The following is a 16772-nucleotide window of genomic DNA, read 5'->3' on the forward strand; positions in this document are numbered from 1 at the left end:
TTTCATTGCCTCCTCTTAACCAGCTTCTTCTTCCCCTAAATAAGCCTTAATTACCTCTGGATTATTTTGAATTTCTTCTGGTGTTCCAAAGCCAATCAACTTACCAAAATCTAGTACAGCAATATGATCAGATAGATCCATAATGACGCCCATATCATGTTCAATTAATACAACTGTCATTCCTTTTGTTTCATGCATATCGATAATGTAACGTGCCATATCTTCTTTTTCACTGCTGTTCATTCCAGCCATTGGCTCATCTAGTAAAATCATCTTTGGGTTAAGAGCTAATGCTCTCCCTACCTCTACTCGTTTTTGAAGCCCATATGATAATGTGCCTACAGGAACGTTACGAATATCTTGCATTTCAAGGAACTCAATTACTTCCTCCACTGCATGTCGGTGCTCAACTTCTTCTTTTTGTGCAGCACCCCAATATAAACCCCCCGCAAATAGTCCTGATTTCATATGAATATGTCTACCAAGTTTAAGATTATCTAACACTGACATATGAGCAAATAGTGCAATATTCTGGAATGCACGTGCAATTCCTAGTCCAGTTCTGTTATAAGGTTTCATTGTTAATATTTCTTGATTTTGAAATTTCATAGATCCTTTTGTTGGTTGATATAGACCACTAATACAATTTAGCATACTCGTTTTTCCAGCACCGTTAGGTCCAATTAATGAGAAAATTTCTCCTTCTTCAATGTGGAAACTTACATCATTTAATGCTTTTACTCCTCCAAACTGAAGTGAGAGATTTTCAATAGTCAACATGTTGTTCATCTTTTCTCCTCCTTACTTTGCCTTCTCAAGTAAAGCGTATATTCATTGTACAAATGAGCGACCGCTCAAGTCAATATAATATTTCGAAGATTCTAAATATATTATTAATTTAATATATTACTATAGGATTTATAGCTAAACTGTACTAGTTAAAATATTACGGTTTACACTGTAAATCCCTAGAAAACTAGACATTCTCGAGACGAATTATGAAAGAAATTAGCGTTTAATAGAATATCTTGTAATAACAAATGTATTTATGACTTACATTGTTAGTTATCTGGTAGTAAATTGGCGATCTTTTACGAAACCAATAATCATCAAATTGTGTCCAAGTTATTAAATTACTGCAATAACTCCCTTAAAGTTTGAGAATGCTCTAACCTCTCATTTGAAACAATTATTGGATGGAAGCCCCCTAGTTCTACTAAATCTTTATCATTTCCACGGATAACGATATAAAAATCTTCAAATTTTGTTGGACGAATCTCGTCAATTTGTAGCGATTTTTCTTCATAAAACATATTAATTTCTACTTTAGTCGCTATAGAAACTTCTTCTTTATCTTTATTTTCAACTAAGTCATTGAAAACTGGCTCTACTTTCTCTGGAATACCAATAAAATGATTTACTAATTTTTGCAAAAGATTAACAACTTCAGACAATCCAATTAACACGATTCCGATAACTACATAGGGAAACAAGACTGAAAACAGGATCGAAAAAGAAAAATTATTACTTATTTCATCAAATTCATTGATGCTTTCAGTTCCACCATTACTTATTGAGGTTACAATCCCGGTAAAAACTACTACAATTCCAGCAATGAACAAAATATAATGGATGCTATTCTTTTTGATTTTCACCACTCCTTTATCTCTATATTTCTACAATACCTGCATAAATTCCTGCCAAATTATGTTATAATTTTATTTAAATATACCCACACAAGAAATGGTATACTGGTTCATATTCTCTGTTCTTTAAGTAGACTGCAATAACCATCACAAGAATTCTTATATATGTAATATCTCTTAATGCTTGTAATCGGTATTATTATAAATTTGACAAGAAAGTTGTGGTTCTTTGACATTAACTACACAAGCCATTGTAAGAGAAATGACAATTGATGACATCTCATCATGGCTCGATATGAGAACTTTATTATGGCCACACTGTCCATTAAACGAACATAAACAAGAAATAATTGAACAACTGAATTGCCCACAAACGTTTCAAGCATTTATTGTAGAAGTTCAAAATGAGCATGTTGGTTTTTTAGAGGCAAAATTACATCAAAATGTACATATGCGTTTTGGGTTAGCTGGCTATATGGAAGGTTGGTTTGTAAAAGACTTGTACCGAAAAAAAGGTTTCGGAAAGCTAGTAGTTAATGCTGTTGAAACGTGGACGATCAAAAAGGGATGTCATCAAGTAGCTTCAGACACAGAAGAATTCAATGAAGGCAGCATCTTTGCACATATGAAATTGGGTTTTATTGAACAATTCCGTGCAGATGGTGAAGTGAAATTTTTGAAAACATTGTCAAGCTAGTTGAAACGAAAAACATTATAGTATGTATCAATTTAGTAGATGCTCCCTACTTGGGTGGCAAAAGGTTCACATATTACTAGAATATCTAATCTTTTTGAACATTCCTTTCGTTTTCTTTCTATAGAATAAAAAGAGGTGTGTAGGATGAAAACAATTATCTTGATTTTATGTGTAACAATGAGTTTATTTACATACACCACAAATGTGGATGCTCATGCAGACTTAGCATCAAGTTCTCCCGTTGATGGAGCAGTACTCAAAACTTTACCAAATGAAGTCGTCCTTACATTTAGTACAACAATTGACAATCAAGTATATAAAATGGATGCGCAAAATGAACAAGGTGAATCGGTAATAAATGGAGAATCTTCCATAAACCCTGCTGGTGATGAATTATCAATTTCTCTTTTAGATACAACTGACGGTTTAGTCACCGTAACTTATTCGGTGATTTCAAAAGATGGTCACCCAATTGAAGGAATCATTTCTTTTACCATTGAAACTGAAGAACAACTAACCTCTTCTGAAACCGAAGAGAAACTGTCAACTGACGCATCATCTAATGGCACTAGTGAAAATAAACAAACAGATACTCCTACAATTATTGAACCACAACAACAAGTCCCAACTAAGTCTTTAAATGAAATAGATGAGCAACCGTCGATGGATATGGTTTCTTTAGCCGACAAGATGGAATTCACTACCAATAAAACCGCTACTCCCCTTTCATCAATCATTAAATCAGCATACTTACTTGCACTGTTAGTACTAACGGGTTCTTTGTTATGGAGATTCAAAGGATATAAAATCCCTTATTTGGCGCAGATGCAATTGATTCATCTAGTAATGCTAGCCCTTTTCACATGGTCTCAGGCTCGTAACTTTACACGCGTATTTGAAGGAATACCATGGCAGGATTTATTTCTTCAAACAGAGGTTGGACAATTTTGGACAGCAGCTATCATAATTACTGTTTTAGGTCTTTATATTGTTGGACGTAATCGATACGTTGATCTCGCATGGCTATCGGGAATTTTAATAATAAAAAGCCTAAACAGTCATGCAATTGCTACTCAAATTCCTATTGTGACGGTTAGCTTAAACTTCATTCATTTACTTTTTTCAGCTTTATGGATAGCAGGATTATTTTATGTCATCCTTTTATGGAAAAAGAGTATGGCACAACCATTCATTTCAACTTTCTCTAAAATGGCTTTACTTAGCATAATTATCTTAACTATTACAGGCAGCATTTACGCATGGCTACTAGCACCATCCCTTTCTTCACTATGGACGACTGAATGGGGATACTGGTTAATCACGAAAATTGTCGCAGTGATTGGTGTCTTCATCCTAGGAAGTCTTATTCGTCAACATATGAAAAAAACTGGCTCCCTTAGCAAACGAAGTTACTTATTTTTTGATAGTGCTTTAGCTATCATCATCCTGATAATTGTAGGCGTTTTAACACAACTTAGTTCATCAATTTAAGCTTAAAGTCCAACTCCATTCATTATTTATGAATACGCTAAGTTGAATAGAGGTGAATTCATGGACGAGCAAAAAAAACGTAAATGTTGTAATTGTTCAACATGCAAAGCAAGACGAGGTCCTAGAGGATTCACCGGTCTTCAAGGATATGCAGGACCACCAGGTGAACGCGGTGAAAGAGGACCACGAGGCTATATGGGATTTCAAGGAGCACCTGGAGCTAAAGGTGATACCGGCTCTCAAGGAGAAACTGGGTTACAAGGGGATATCGGACCTCAAGGGGACCCGGGTGTTAATGGTGATACCGGCTCTCAAGGAGAAACTGGGTTACAAGGGGATATCGGACCTCAAGGGAACCCGGGTGTTAATGGTGATACCGGCTCTCAAGGGGATACTGGGTTACAGGGGGACATCGGACCTCAAGGGGACTCGGGTGTTAAAGGTGATACCGGCTCTCAAGGAGAAACTGGGTTACAAGGGGATATCGGACCTCAAGGGGACCCGGGTGTTAATGGTGATACCGGCTCTCAAGGAGATACTGGGTTACAAGGGGATATCGGACCTCAAGGGGACCCGGGTGTTAATGGTGATACCGGCTCTCAAGGGGAAACTGGGTTACACGGGGATATCGGACCTCAAGGGGACCCGGGTGTTAATGGTGATACCGGCTCTCAAGGGGATACTGGGTTACAAGGTGATATCGGACCTCAAGGGAACCCGGGTGTTAAAGGTGATACCGGCTCTCAAGGGGAAACTGGGTTACAAGGTGACATCGGACCTCAAGGGGAAACTGGGTTACAAGGGGATATCGGACCTCAAGGGGAAACTGGGTTACAAGGGGATATCGGACCTCAAGGTAAAAAAGGTTTACAAGGAAAAACTGGATCTAAAGGTAAACCAGGGATATCTGGCGGAATTGCAGAATTTGCCCATATTTACAACACAGACATCCAACGTTTATCAAAAGATGAATCTCTCAAATTTAACTCTAATGGTATCCTAACCGAAGGCTTTTTGCATAATGAAGGTGAAGGAAGCATTGTCGTTAAAAAAGCTGGAATTTATGAAATTATTTTTCAAGTGTCTGCACGCCACCAAAATCAATTCACTCTTTTTGCTAATGGCGTAGCTATTCCTAATAATACTTTCAGTTCAAATATCGAGAACCCACAAAATAATGGCTTGACCATCCTTTCATTAGCCTCAAACAGCGAACTCACTTTACGAAACCTTACTTTAACAACTACCTATATAGACCTACAAACAGATTTAGTTAGCAATGAAATCCTTGTAAATGCTTCTTTGACAATAAAAAAACTTTCTTAATGAATTAACGACTGAAATTCAGATAAATGGAACTGAGTACGAGAAAGCCCACCGAAATAATTTTTCGGCGGGCTACTCTACTTATTTTGTTGTGCTTACTAAATAAAATTCGTTAATATCTTTATAATATTTATTTAGTGAATGAGTCGAAACCTCATACCATTCAGCAATCTCTTTTATACTCCAGTATGGACCTTCAAATAATTCATGTTCTTGACCAAAGCGAATGGCACCGGCTGCGACCGCTCCTTCTTTTCTTGCATTCGGCTGATTTGTAACTAAATAATCTTCAATAATACTAACCAATTTTTCGGGATTACGATTTTGTTTCTCTAGTCTTTCCATTACTTCAATTAATATTCCAGCTTCAAAATCTGTAAATTCCCCACCATCATAACCATTTGACCCAAGCATTTCCCAGAATTCAATGAGGTGATTTTGTAAGAACTTAGATGACTCTTCATTACTCGTAGCAGAATTTTCCTTGGCAAATGATGTGATTGAATCATGATGATCAGTTGGGAGGAAAATTAAACTTGAAACAGCTAGATAGTGATTTTCTTTTAAGCTGATATCAGGTAGCCTAAAGCAGAAAGCATGTACACCTAAAGGAACAGGCTTTTCACTTTCACGTTTCAAATACAGAGTTTCATTTGTAAATATGTCTTTTACCAACATAAATTTCAGTTCCACACCAACCACTTCTCCAAGGAGTACGGTCGGTGTTTTCCAATGTTCTAACACCTCGACCACAGCTGGTCGAACTGCTCTTTTCTGTTGTTTTTCAATATAATTTAGCCAAATTTCAGGTTTATTATGGAAGAAGAATTCATCAATTGCAATTGCTTCAATCATTTCTTCAACTAAGAATTTGTCTAACTTAGATTTCCATTCGTTCATGACACTTAGCAAAGCAGGTAAATCTTTTCGTTCTGGATATTCATCATAAAATAATTGTAGTAGGCGATCTAACTCTTCTGAACGTACTTCTTCAATAGAGACCGCTTGTTTACTTTCGCAACACTTTTTATATTTTTTACCGCTACCACATAGGCACGGATCATTACGTCCTATCATATAAAACACGCCCTTAATTAATAAAGTTTACATCTTAGTGTAGCATGCATTTCGCCTTGAATACAGTCGACGAGGGACTTGGGACTTATGGATAGAGAGTAAAAAGAGACTTCAACTGAAGCTGAAGTCTCTTAGTATTTTTCTACTTCTCATATGTTGTTGTCCATTTTAGATTTTACAATATAGCAAACTACAATTAAGAGGATTTATGATTGAAAGGACACTTGCCTGTTAACGGCTCAACGTCATCTCCAATAAAGAACTGCTTCCATTCATTATGATGAGGGTCGCCAAAATGGCTTATGTCCGGGTGCTTTGGCAATTCATCCCACGCTTCCACACGTTCACGAACTTTATCACGAGACATGATGCCTCCTTTTTCAGTCCCTTCAAGACCTTGAAAAATTTTACGAGGTTGGAATCCAAGAACCATAGAGTTCCCCAAATGACGTGTCTTTCTTTGCTTATAAGCTGGTGCATTGGCAAACACAAAAATTGGTTCTCCATGAAAGCGGAAATCCCACATGTGATGCTCAGGGTCACGAGGAGCATTTTCGGGCCATTCTACCGGGTCTACTTTATGTAAATACTGTAGAATATCCCAAAACTGTTTCCGATATTGTTCTAGATTACCTTCAACTTTAAATGGTTCTACAAATACAAATAAACCATGTCTTTTATGCTTTGGATTTTGAAATATGTCTAGAAATCCTTCCAAGGTTTTCGGTAAATTGGACCAGTCATCTTGCGTTATAAAGCCATAACGTAATTCTCCTTTTAACTCTCCACCCATTCCAAAATGACAAGGAAATGTTTTATCGGTCACTATGTTGTGAAATGTTTTATATTCATCGATCAACCATTTAGGTAAATCTGTTCGAGTTGAAAAGTCTTCTTTCGTTAATAGAGCTTGTTGTTTTGTTAACATTGAATCTCCTCCACCACACATTTTATCATTATACCTAGACCATTGAGAACTAATTCGATCCGTTTAATTAGAGACAGTTGTTCTTCATCTTACGTATGCCCAAGTGCTTCTATCCCTATAACAAAGCAAAGACACAAATCGGTGGACATTTGTGTCTTTGTTTAGGAAAGTCTTTTTTTTATGGGCTCATCAAAATGACTCCAACTACTAATTAATTTACCACAAGGGTTTCGTGTTTCATCATTTCAAATCGGGCTCCAAAAAGTCCAATGGCCTGCATGGAACTTTGAACATTTTTTATATAATACCTTGCCATCTTAAAATTACTTCTGCAATTAATGCTGAACCAATAAAAGTTCCAAATAACACCATGATGGCTACTATGATGCTCCGAATTCCGAGTTTACGGAAGTCTGCCCAGTTAGAACCAATCGATATTCCCGCATATGCCAAAATGGGTGTAGCCAATGCCAATATACTAACTTTAGAAGTCCATTCAACGATAAAATCTGAACCTGGTACAAACGGTAACGATACAAGTATTCCGATTACCCCAATATATCCAACAGCGGGTATATTCCCTGGAATCAATTTTTCCAAAATAAGACCAGCTACACTTATCATGATTAATATGATTAAACCAGGAATCGCAACCCAAGGAAGCACGTCATAGCCTAGCCAATTTCCCAAAGCTGCTGCAATCCCGAAGATGCCTAATACCAATGTCCATTCTGTTAAATGTTTAAGCATTCGGGTTGCCCCCTTTTAATTTCCGCACTTTCCGATTCATCATAAGAGAGTAGAGTTTTTCAGTCAAAGGAAGTCCAATAAAAATACTGAAAAATAAACCTGTTCCTAGTGACAGTAAATTACTGGCACCTGCAAATGCGACAATTTGATCTTCCATCTCAGGATATGCGACGATAAGAGACCCGCTTGCTGCAGCCATCATACTGCCGCTTCCGACTCCGGATGCCATGGCGAAAGATAACGGATGAAGAGGTGTAGTAGTCGCTAATAAACCAGCGATTAACCCTAAAAATACTGCACCAAATACCGTACCAAAAATATAGACAGCCATTACTCCACGTGCTTCTGCTGATCCAAACCCAAATTTATTAACAATCAAACCTACATTAGGCTCACGGCCTATAGAATGAGTCATACCGATACTTTCACGTTTAAAACCTAAAAGGACTGCTAATGGTAATGCAAAAAATATAGTCCCTAGGTTCCCTAATTCTTGCAGAAGCAATGCAGGTCCAGCTTCAATCAATGCCTCTATTTGAGGTCCAATCGAAACACCGATTTTCGCAATGAGTAAAGTTACTCCGAGGACAATCAATGGTTCAGCATTTTTCGCCATCTTGTCACTAACAAGTGGTGTAAAAAATAGAGCCAATCCAATAATAAATGCATAAACCATCGGTAACAGTAAAATAACACCTGGACCAACTTTAAATGCAAACTGTCCAATAGCTTCCGTGACACATACAATTATCAAAACGACTGCATGCAAACGCCAATCCTTCACAATAGCTTTCAAATCTGCTTTCTCCATCATTTTCCCCACTTTCAAAACCTTTATTTGTTTTTTTAAAGATTAGACAGACACCATTCGGTAATTGATCAGGATATCTTCAAATATAGTACTTGTTCTTTCACACTTTTTTTACAATTATTCACCTACAATTCCATGCACTTTTCAATGGCTTGTTTTAATACATGAGCACTGATGGTACAGTCCGTTAAAGTTGTCCATTCAGCAGGATTATGACTTACACCATTCTTACTTCTAACAAATATCATAGCCACTGGAATGAGCGCACCTAGCATCATGGCATCATGTCCCGCACCACTAACAAGATATTGTTTTTCAATCTTCATATCATTAAATACGCCATTAAGCATTTTAGTCATTTCTTCACCAATCGGTACTGGAGGTGTGCGCATTTTTTCAGTTATTGTCACGTTAATATTTCGAGATATGGCAATCTCTTGTGCTTTATTTACGATGTTAGAAACGATTTGATCTCGTGTTTTTTCATTAATGTCACGAATATCTGTGATCAGACTAACTTTACCTGGAATCACATTTGCTCCATTCGGTTCTACTTGAATTTTACCAACCGTAGCTACACTAGTTGCACTTACCATGGAAGGAGCTTTTTCAATGTTTAAAATTAATTCTGAAGCTGCAGTTAATGCATCTTGCCGATCATCCATTGGTGTATTGCCTGCATGTCCTGCTTTGCCCTCAAACACAAATTCAATCCAAGAAGGACCTGCTATACCTTTGACAATTCCAACAGGTAAATTCGCATTCTCTAACTTTTTCCCTTGTTCAATATGAATTTCTATAAATCTCTCGATGCCAAGATTAGTTCGTTTGGCTTTAGTAAACCCTTCAAGTGTTTTCCCTGTGGTCGCTAAAACTTCTTCAAAAGTTAAGCCATCCTCATCTTTTAATGTCACTTGATTATTCATATCTATTACACCAGTCATTGCACGACTACCCGTTAACCCACCACTAAACCGCGTACCTTCTTCATCTGTAAATACATAAACTTCATAAGGTTTCAATGGAATAATCCCATGCCCTTTCCAAGCCTCTACCACTTCAAGCGCAGCAATGACACCTAGTGGACCGTCAAAATGACCACCTTCAGGGACACTATCAACGTGAGAACCAGATGCAATTGAAGGAATATTAGTATATTGTCCTGCAATTCGTCCAACCACGTTTCCGGCACCATCTTGTGTTACCGTCATTCCAGCATTCTTCATCCAGTCCATCACAAGCACTTTCGCCTGTTGCTCAAGTGGCGAAAAGCCCACACGAGATACACCATTTTGAGAAGTTAGTCCTATTTTTGATAACTCATGTAATCGTTTCGCTATTCGCTCACCAGAAATCCCATTTTTTGACCATGTTTGATCGTAGTCAGAAAGTAAAGCTTGTTGTAAGTTATATTGTTCAGTCAAAATTTATTTCCACCTTTCCTGTATCTATGGATAATCTTATTTTTGGTGTTCCTGAAAAACTAAAATCAAGAGTGTTATTCACAATTTAAGGGTAACTCCCTTTCACTTTCTGATAAAACTGAAATACAAGTCATAATACCTTGCTTTAAATCTTCATATGACCAACTTGGTATATTTCCGTGTTGAATGGCAAGTTCATGAGAAGCTGGAATATGAATGAAACCACTTGGTACCCTTAGTTTATTTGTAGCTGTGTAATGAAGTCCTTCATACATCACGTTATTGCATAAATAAGTGCCTGCAGTATTTGAAATTGAAGCAGGATAACCTAACTCTATTAATTTCTCAACCATTGATCGTATAGGTAGTGTCGATAAGTACCCCGCAGGTCCTTCTTGTTGAATCACTTCGTCCACAGGGGTATTCCCTTCATTATCCGCTGCACCATCTTTAACATTTATCGCAATTCGTTCGGGTGTGATTTTATTACGACCTCCTGCGAGTCCAAGTGAAATAACTGCATCAGGCTTTATATCTTTTATCAAATCAATTAATTGACTAGCTGAAGACTTAAAATCTACCGACATCGTATTACCTACAATTTGATAGTCTCCAATATATTGTCCATTTAATTCTTCCACTATTTTCATCGTTGGATTTACTGTGAAAGACAAGAATGGTTCAAAACCTGTCAATAATAAAGTTTTCATCAAATTCACCTCACCTTTATCAGTCCATTGTAACGTAGTAATTTAATTTATCTTGATGTGTAAATAACTTGGAGGTGAAGACAAAGTTCATTTTCGAGCCAGCTGGAAGGTCCCTAAAAACGTTTAAAAAATAAGCTGAACAACTGGTTCGTTGTTCAGCTTTTTCAATACATTTATACAGATAAACTTTGTTGTTTTCTAGCGCTCAATACGTTCAGGGTAATCATTATAGCTACTCCAATAAAATCAATGATATCCGTAGAACCTTCTGGGAATATAAGTAATATTGCACTTACACCTAATACTAATCTTGATATGATGTTTATTTCCTTTTTAAAATACCCTTCTACAGCGGCACTTAGTGCTAATATCCCAATAATTGATGTAAGGACAATCAATATAATTGCACTAACTTCAGGCAAGGGGAACTCTTTAGCATTTGTTGCAACTCCAGTAGTATCAATCATCAACATGGCCGGATTATAAACAAATAAATAGGGAATGATAAAGCCAGCTATAGACAATTTCAACGCCTGGAAGCCAGTTTTCATCGGATCTCCACCTGATATTCCAGCTCCCGCAAATGCAGCTAACGCGACTGGTGGTGTAATATTCGCGAAAATACCAAAGTAGAAAACAAACAAATGAGCAACTAATATTGGAATATCAAAAGCAGCTAAGGCTGGTGCTGCCATGGTTGCTGTAATGATGTATGCAGGAATTGAAGGTAAACCCATTCCTAAAATCATTGAAGCTATCATCGTGAAGAATAACGTTAAGAATAGAGAACCTGCGCCTAAGCTTGTAATAGATGAAGTCATCACCGTTCCAAAACTTGTTAAAGTAACGACTCCGATGATGATCCCAACAACCGCACAAGCAGTCATTACAGAGAGCGATTGTCTTGCACCGTCAGCTAATGCATCTAATATATCGCGTGGATACATACGCGTTTCTTTTCTAATCATACTAACAAGAATCGTTAATAGAATGGTATAAAACGCGGCATACCCGATTGGCATTGATATATACAAGAAGTACACCAGTCCAAAAATCGGTAACAATAAGTGCCCTCGTGCTTTTAATACTTCTTTTACTTTAGGTAAATCAGCTTTTGGCACACCTTGTAAATTATCACGTCCCGCTCGATAATGCACCTGTGCAATAACACCTAAGAAATAAAGCAATGCTGGTAACAATGCCGCTAAAGCAATAGAGCCATAGCTAACACCTGTGGTTTCAGCCATAATGAACGCACTAGCACCCATAATTGGAGGCAATATTTGTCCGCCGATAGAAGCACTTGCTTCAACAGCTCCAGCAAAGTTTTTCGAGTACCCAATTTTCTTCATTAATGGAATGGTAAAAGCTCCAGTACCTACAACATTGGCTACTGCTGCCCCGTTAATACTACCCATAAATCCGCTAGAAATTACGGCAACCTTAGCAGGTCCTCCTCTTTGAGCACCCGCTAACGCTAATGATAAATCATTAAATAATTGACCCATTCCAGATTTGGACAAGAATGCTCCGAACAAAATGAAAAGGAAAATGAATGTAACGGAAGCACCGATTGCACTTGAAAATAATCCTTCCGTTTTCAAATACATTTGCCCAAAAATATCAGCTAAATCATATTGACGAGTCATTAAGCGTGAAGGCATCCAACTTAAATGACTGACGAATGTGTAACCCAAGAACACTAATGCGAGTACAGGGAGAATGAGCCCAGTAATCCGTCTAGCTGCTTCGAGCACTAGAATAACTGTAATGATAGACATGACAATATCGGTTGTATTTGGAATACCACCACGTGTGGTCATAATTGCCGTGTACTCTTTCAATAAATAGACTGTTGAAGCGATGGATGCTGCAAATAATATCCAGTCATACCAAGCTACTTTGGTCCTATCTTGCTTTTTATGAGCAGGATAAATTAAGAATACGAGTGCAATTCCAATGGCCACATGAATGGAACGAGCTTGTAGTTCAGGCATTGGATTATATGTAATGTACAAATGGAAAAGTGAATAAGCAATAGCCACCGCAGTAATAAACCACGTAATACGTTTATTCGTGATTTGACGTACAACAGATTCACGGTCAAATTTCTCTAAAACTTTTTGTCCATCTATAGCCGGATCAGCTGTAATTGATGCTTTTGGTTCTAAACCCATGCCGAACACCTCTTAATCTTTCATTTTAAAATATTCCACCAAGGGAGCAATTTACTCTCCAGAAGAACTTCTTCGTAATCATCGACAAGTTCATATAAAAGAATTTCTTTAGTATCAAAATAAATAGTTGTTTTCACTAAATCCGAAACCACGAGTAAAATGTCGTCCATTTCCCGATTAATGGTCATGTGAACATAACCATCGTCTCGTATTTCTACTAATCCATCACTTGGAACACCAGCACCAAATGTTTTAAAAGCTGTACTAGTTAATATGAATTTGTCACTATTAACTCTATATGATTCGATCCATTCTTCTTTTTCAACCGAATGAATCCACTGAACATCAAAGGTCTTTTCATAAATAAAGAGCGTGGAATTAGGGAGTGTAATCTGAACAAATCGTAGTGGGAATACTACAAATAGTAATAAAAAGAAGAGGAGCACCAATAAAAATGGACCCCTCAGTTTCCTTTTATTGTTCGTCATAGTACCTTTGTGCACCCGGATGTACTGGCGCTACCATGCCTTCTTGCGCTGCTTCTAATGAAATATCTGCAGCTGCTTGATGGGCATTTGTTAAACCTTCAAGACCTTCAAAGAACGATTTAGTTAGTTTATACACATCATCATCACTCATATCAGAACGTACAACTAATGCATTCATAATTGCTGCTGTTGGAATGGCTTCTTCATTTCCGTAAGTTCCTGTAGGAATATCAAGAGCTACGAAATACGTTTGATCTTGTGCAATTTCCTTGATTTTCTCAGGATCTACAGGTACTAGCATCATATCTAAACCTTGTTCAAGCTCCATAAGTGAAGCATTTGGTATACCGCTTGTTAAGAATGCTGCATCTATTTTACCAGATTTCAAAGCATCCGCTGCTTCTGCATACCCTAAGTAATCTACTTCGACATCGTCATATGTAATTCCGTGGCCTTCTAGTAAATTACGTGCATTTACTTCAACACCTGAGTTTTGCGCACCAACTGCAATACGCTTACCTTTTAAATCCTCAAACGAGTTAATGCCTGTTTTTTTAGATGTCACAATTTGAACGTAGTTTGGATAAAGGGATGCAATTTGAGAAACATTTCCAACTTTTTCATCAAAGTTTCCTACACCTTCAACCGCTTCACTTAATACGTCACTCATAACAAATGCCATTTCAATTTTCTCTTGCTTGATCAAATTAATATTTTCTACAGACGCACCAGTTGTTTGTGTTTTTGAGTTAACTCCTAACTCACTTGAGTATAATTCTCCTAAAGCTGTTCCAATAATGTTATATGGACCCGAAGCTCCTCCAGTTGCAATCGTTACTAAATTCGAATCTAGACCTTCAGAACCTTCACCCTCCGAAGTTTTTTCACCCTCATCTGCACCACATGCTGCTAAAACTAAACTTGCAAGTAGTACAGTCGCTAAGCCTTTTACTAATTTTGTTTTCATTTATAATTTCCTCCCTTTTCCGTATATAAAAATTTCAACAAGTCTAATTATACATAATTATCGAAACATTTTGGCTGTTAAAATGAAAAGGCTTACTAATACGTATTAAATAAACAGAAAATATACTTAAAGTAGAGTAATTCATACATTAAGAACCAATTAAAGGAAAAGGTAATTGTATCCATATTACAAATCCCCCCTAAATACATATCATCCACTGCAAATGACAAAATTCTTGCACGTTCAAATTGTGTTTATTACGTGAATACTAAATAAATATTTATGAAATCGAGATATATACCCGTGAATGCAAGATAGATCTCTTGGGACTCTAGAAAAAAGAAAAAACCTTCCACACAATGTGATAATTTTTACTTACTTATTTTTCCAATATTAATTATCTAACATGGTATGTATGACTTTTGACTTTTATCAATTAAATAAAAAACCACAACCCCATTAGGAGTAGTGGTTTTCCTCTCTATTTATGACTAGCAACTAAAATCCGCCTCGTTCATCTACATTATGATTATGTTGACCATCACGTACTTGAAGAATTTCTTTTTCTTCCTTGCTTAACTTTTCTGGTTGTTGAATTTGAGCATTTACAGGTTGGTTCTTAGGTTGCTTTTCATCATGTGTTTCATTCATTTTACATCCACCTCTCCATATTAAATTCATGTCTTTGTTGTTCTTTCCCAAATGAACAAACTTATAACAAAAAGATTAAATAATTATATTGGTGAATAGTGCTATAGACAATTACTCAGCTTATTCCGTTGTCAAAAAAATCTAGTCTTTCACGAAAATTTGAAGTTCATTAAATTCGATTCCATTTTTAGTAATCTCCGATATTGAATAACTCATATTTTCTTTCATCAAATTACTCATAAAAGCTACCCAAAAACTTGGTAAGATGATGCATTTTTGTTCTTTATTAATCGACTTAAATACATGGTCTTCCCAACTATTGTATAATTCAATCACAATTCGTTTTTCTTGTTTAGAAAACATGGTTATTTTAACATTTCCCCACCCTGCATTGCGGTGAAAGTCGCTGAATTCAATTAAAATATTTTCTAAATCACTTCGCCCTGCATAGGATTGGCTGACCAAATAGCCCAAACGATAACCAAAGATTTCAAGAACCTCATTACTTTTCTCTATACCTGCAACTTCATCTAATGTCTTTATTAAGATTTCAAGAGTTTTATTCCACATAATGATAGAAGGCTCATCATTGAAGGTCAATAAACCTTCATTATTTTTCCAATTAAATTCATCACTATTTATTTTAATTTGTGAAATTGATTTTACCATTCTTTAAACTCCCCTTACTCCATTTTTGTGTCTTTATGCCTATTCACATTAAAATTTAATAGTCTTTTATATATAGTGTAATGTAATTGTTCACAATATTCAAATTAAACATTGTGTTTTCATGCAATTAAAAAGGTATACCATTCTTTAAATGGTATACCTACATTTTGGATATTGACTACAACTCGTAAACTTTCCGGTCTTTCCCGATTTCTCAATTAGTTCATTATTACATTTAGGACACATGTTTCGCTCTAGTTTGGCATCTCTAATTTTTCGCTCTTGTTTGATCGTTTGAACATGTTTTTTGGCTATATCTTTATTCATACAATTTGCTTTTCGAATCATTTCAGCCACTCTATGAACTGAATCAGTTGACATGCCCACTACTGTTTTCGAGTTTATTATCCTCGGCAATTGTTGTGAATGTACCACATGGATATCCTCAGATATAATATCAATTTTCTTAAGCGTTCCTCTCTTACTAAACGCAACAATTGAAAAGAATGGTCCAAAATAATCTTGGAGATGATGTTCCAAAAACTTGATGTGACCATAATTTTGGTGAATTGGATTTTGAAACCTGTATTTACTCTTAAATATGGTTTGCGTCCAAAACTTGCTATGTTCTGAACCAAAAATCCATCCTTTATAGTTCTTTGTTTCCACAACAAATATTCCTGTCCGTCCTATGATTACATGATCAATTTGAGTAGTATTCCCATCTTTCTCCAACATAATGTTATGAAGAACTTCAAACTCTTCTTTTTTCAACTTCTTTAATATAATTCTTACACTTAATTCCCCCAAAAAACCTTTCACTTTTGGAGATTTCAATACAGCCGATACAATGATAAGTAAAATTAATAATATTGGAAATAGCATCGCTATAGGCACCCCCATCTTTATTATGTGAACTAATTCTCTCACAAAAAGGGAATTTGTGGTAGCCTACTTTTA

The 16772-nt window shown here is 36.5% G+C and carries 17 protein-coding genes; 3 read left to right on the forward strand and 14 right to left on the reverse strand.

Annotation, left to right across the window (positions count from 1 at the left end; genetic code table 11):
• Window positions 1-15: 15 nt before the first annotated feature.
• Together E2636_RS11835 and E2636_RS11840 are read right to left on the reverse strand one after the other, a co-directional pair.
• Window positions 16-789, reverse strand: coding sequence for an ABC transporter ATP-binding protein (locus E2636_RS11835; RefSeq protein ID WP_134210368.1), 774 nt, complete (start codon window positions 787-789; stop codon window positions 16-18).
• 344 nt (window positions 790-1133) lie between these two features.
• Window positions 1134-1655, reverse strand: a complete 522-nt coding sequence (locus tag E2636_RS11840) for a hypothetical protein (RefSeq protein ID WP_166669512.1) — start codon at window positions 1653-1655, stop codon at window positions 1134-1136.
• 220 nt (window positions 1656-1875) lie between these two features.
• Between E2636_RS11840 and E2636_RS11845 the strand changes: the two genes are divergently transcribed.
• The 3 genes from E2636_RS11845 to E2636_RS11855 all read left to right on the forward strand — a co-directional run bounded on the left by E2636_RS11845 (window position 1876) and on the right by E2636_RS11855 (window position 5160).
• Window positions 1876-2343 carry a GNAT family N-acetyltransferase gene (locus tag E2636_RS11845; protein WP_134210370.1) on the forward strand — a complete coding sequence of 156 codons (468 nt, stop codon included), beginning with the start codon at window positions 1876-1878 and terminating at the stop codon, window positions 2341-2343.
• 144 nt (window positions 2344-2487) lie between these two features.
• Complete coding sequence (locus E2636_RS11850) at window positions 2488-3834, forward strand: copper resistance CopC/CopD family protein (RefSeq protein ID WP_134210371.1); 1347 nt, start codon at window positions 2488-2490, stop codon at window positions 3832-3834.
• Window positions 3835-3894: 60 nt separating this feature from the next.
• Window positions 3895-5160, forward strand: a complete 1266-nt coding sequence (locus E2636_RS11855; RefSeq protein ID WP_134210372.1) for a collagen-like protein — start codon at window positions 3895-3897, stop codon at window positions 5158-5160.
• Between the two features lie 81 nt (window positions 5161-5241).
• Here E2636_RS11855 and E2636_RS11860 read toward each other — a convergent pair whose 3' ends face one another.
• The 12 genes from E2636_RS11860 to E2636_RS11910 all read right to left on the reverse strand — a co-directional run bounded on the left by E2636_RS11860 (window position 5242) and on the right by E2636_RS11910 (window position 16715).
• Window positions 5242-6237, reverse strand: coding sequence for a YecA family protein (locus E2636_RS11860; RefSeq protein ID WP_134210373.1), 996 nt, complete (start codon window positions 6235-6237; stop codon window positions 5242-5244).
• A 196-nt stretch (window positions 6238-6433) separates the two neighbouring features.
• The gene (locus E2636_RS11865; protein ID WP_134210374.1) at window positions 6434-7165 is read right to left on the reverse strand and encodes a YqcI/YcgG family protein; all 732 of its coding nucleotides are present in this window, start codon (window positions 7163-7165) and stop codon (window positions 6434-6436) included.
• Window positions 7166-7462: 297 nt separating this feature from the next.
• A complete protein-coding gene (locus E2636_RS11870; protein ID WP_134210375.1) occupies window positions 7463-7915 on the reverse strand; it encodes a hypothetical protein in 453 nt (150 codons plus the stop codon).
• Window positions 7908-8726: a DUF3100 domain-containing protein gene (locus E2636_RS11875; RefSeq protein ID WP_134210376.1), complete on the reverse strand. Its 819-nt coding sequence runs from the start codon at window positions 8724-8726 to the stop codon at window positions 7908-7910. Before E2636_RS11875 ends, E2636_RS11870 begins: the two co-directional genes overlap by 8 nt.
• A 125-nt stretch (window positions 8727-8851) precedes the next feature.
• Window positions 8852-10150, reverse strand: a complete 1299-nt coding sequence (locus E2636_RS11880) for a Zn-dependent hydrolase (protein WP_134210377.1) — start codon at window positions 10148-10150, stop codon at window positions 8852-8854.
• Between the two features lie 74 nt (window positions 10151-10224).
• A complete protein-coding gene (pcp, locus tag E2636_RS11885) occupies window positions 10225-10860 on the reverse strand; it encodes a pyroglutamyl-peptidase I (protein ID WP_134210378.1) in 636 nt (211 codons plus the stop codon).
• Window positions 10861-11033: 173 nt separating this feature from the next.
• Entirely contained in the window at window positions 11034-13037 is a 2004-nt protein-coding gene (locus E2636_RS11890; protein ID WP_134210379.1) for a TRAP transporter permease, read from the reverse strand.
• A 20-nt stretch (window positions 13038-13057) separates the two neighbouring features.
• Window positions 13058-13525, reverse strand: a complete 468-nt coding sequence (locus E2636_RS11895; protein ID WP_243840625.1) for a DUF1850 domain-containing protein — start codon at window positions 13523-13525, stop codon at window positions 13058-13060.
• Entirely contained in the window at window positions 13512-14492 is a 981-nt protein-coding gene (locus E2636_RS11900; protein WP_134210380.1) for a TAXI family TRAP transporter solute-binding subunit, read from the reverse strand. The genes E2636_RS11895 and E2636_RS11900 overlap by 14 nt, the downstream gene beginning before the upstream one ends.
• 498 nt (window positions 14493-14990) lie before the next feature.
• Window positions 14991-15143 carry a hypothetical protein gene (locus tag E2636_RS18990; protein WP_017379806.1) on the reverse strand — a complete coding sequence of 51 codons (153 nt, stop codon included), beginning with the start codon at window positions 15141-15143 and terminating at the stop codon, window positions 14991-14993.
• 141 nt (window positions 15144-15284) lie between these two features.
• On the reverse strand, window positions 15285-15812 hold the full coding sequence (locus E2636_RS11905; RefSeq protein WP_134210381.1) for a hypothetical protein: 528 nt from the start codon (window positions 15810-15812) through the stop codon (window positions 15285-15287).
• Window positions 15813-15959: 147 nt separating this feature from the next.
• Window positions 15960-16715, reverse strand: coding sequence for an NERD domain-containing protein (locus tag E2636_RS11910; protein WP_134211798.1), 756 nt, complete (start codon window positions 16713-16715; stop codon window positions 15960-15962).
• Window positions 16716-16772: the final 57 nt, after the last annotated feature.

It is taken from the genome of Paenisporosarcina antarctica (genome assembly GCF_004367585.1).
GTDB lineage: Bacteria > Bacillota > Bacilli > Bacillales_A > Planococcaceae > Paenisporosarcina > Paenisporosarcina antarctica.

Bases quoted from the DNA above. Each gene is read 5' to 3' on its own strand.
- E2636_RS11835 (WP_134210368.1), bottom strand. From the start codon at position 789: ATGAACAACATGTTGACTATTGAAAATCTCTCACTTCAGTTTGGAGGA.
- E2636_RS11850 (WP_134210371.1), top strand. From the start codon at position 2,488: ATGAAAACAATTATCTTGATTTTATGTGTAACAATGAGTTTATTTACA.
- E2636_RS11855 (WP_134210372.1), top strand. From the start codon at position 3,895: ATGGACGAGCAAAAAAAACGTAAATGTTGTAATTGTTCAACATGCAAA.
- E2636_RS11860 (WP_134210373.1), bottom strand. From the start codon at position 6,237: ATGATAGGACGTAATGATCCGTGCCTATGTGGTAGCGGTAAAAAATAT.
- E2636_RS11865 (WP_134210374.1), bottom strand. From the start codon at position 7,165: ATGTTAACAAAACAACAAGCTCTATTAACGAAAGAAGACTTTTCAACT.
- E2636_RS11870 (WP_134210375.1), bottom strand. From the start codon at position 7,915: ATGCTTAAACATTTAACAGAATGGACATTGGTATTAGGCATCTTCGGG.
- E2636_RS11875 (WP_134210376.1), bottom strand. From the start codon at position 8,726: ATGGAGAAAGCAGATTTGAAAGCTATTGTGAAGGATTGGCGTTTGCAT.
- pcp (WP_134210378.1), bottom strand. From the start codon at position 10,860: ATGAAAACTTTATTATTGACAGGTTTTGAACCATTCTTGTCTTTCACA.
- E2636_RS11890 (WP_134210379.1), bottom strand. From the start codon at position 13,037: ATGGGTTTAGAACCAAAAGCATCAATTACAGCTGATCCGGCTATAGAT.
- E2636_RS11895 (WP_243840625.1), bottom strand. From the start codon at position 13,525: ATGACGAACAATAAAAGGAAACTGAGGGGTCCATTTTTATTGGTGCTC.
- E2636_RS11900 (WP_134210380.1), bottom strand. From the start codon at position 14,492: ATGAAAACAAAATTAGTAAAAGGCTTAGCGACTGTACTACTTGCAAGT.
- E2636_RS18990 (WP_017379806.1), bottom strand. From the start codon at position 15,143: ATGAATGAAACACATGATGAAAAGCAACCTAAGAACCAACCTGTAAAT.
- E2636_RS11905 (WP_134210381.1), bottom strand. From the start codon at position 15,812: ATGGTAAAATCAATTTCACAAATTAAAATAAATAGTGATGAATTTAAT.
- E2636_RS11910 (WP_134211798.1), bottom strand. From the start codon at position 16,715: ATGGGGGTGCCTATAGCGATGCTATTTCCAATATTATTAATTTTACTT.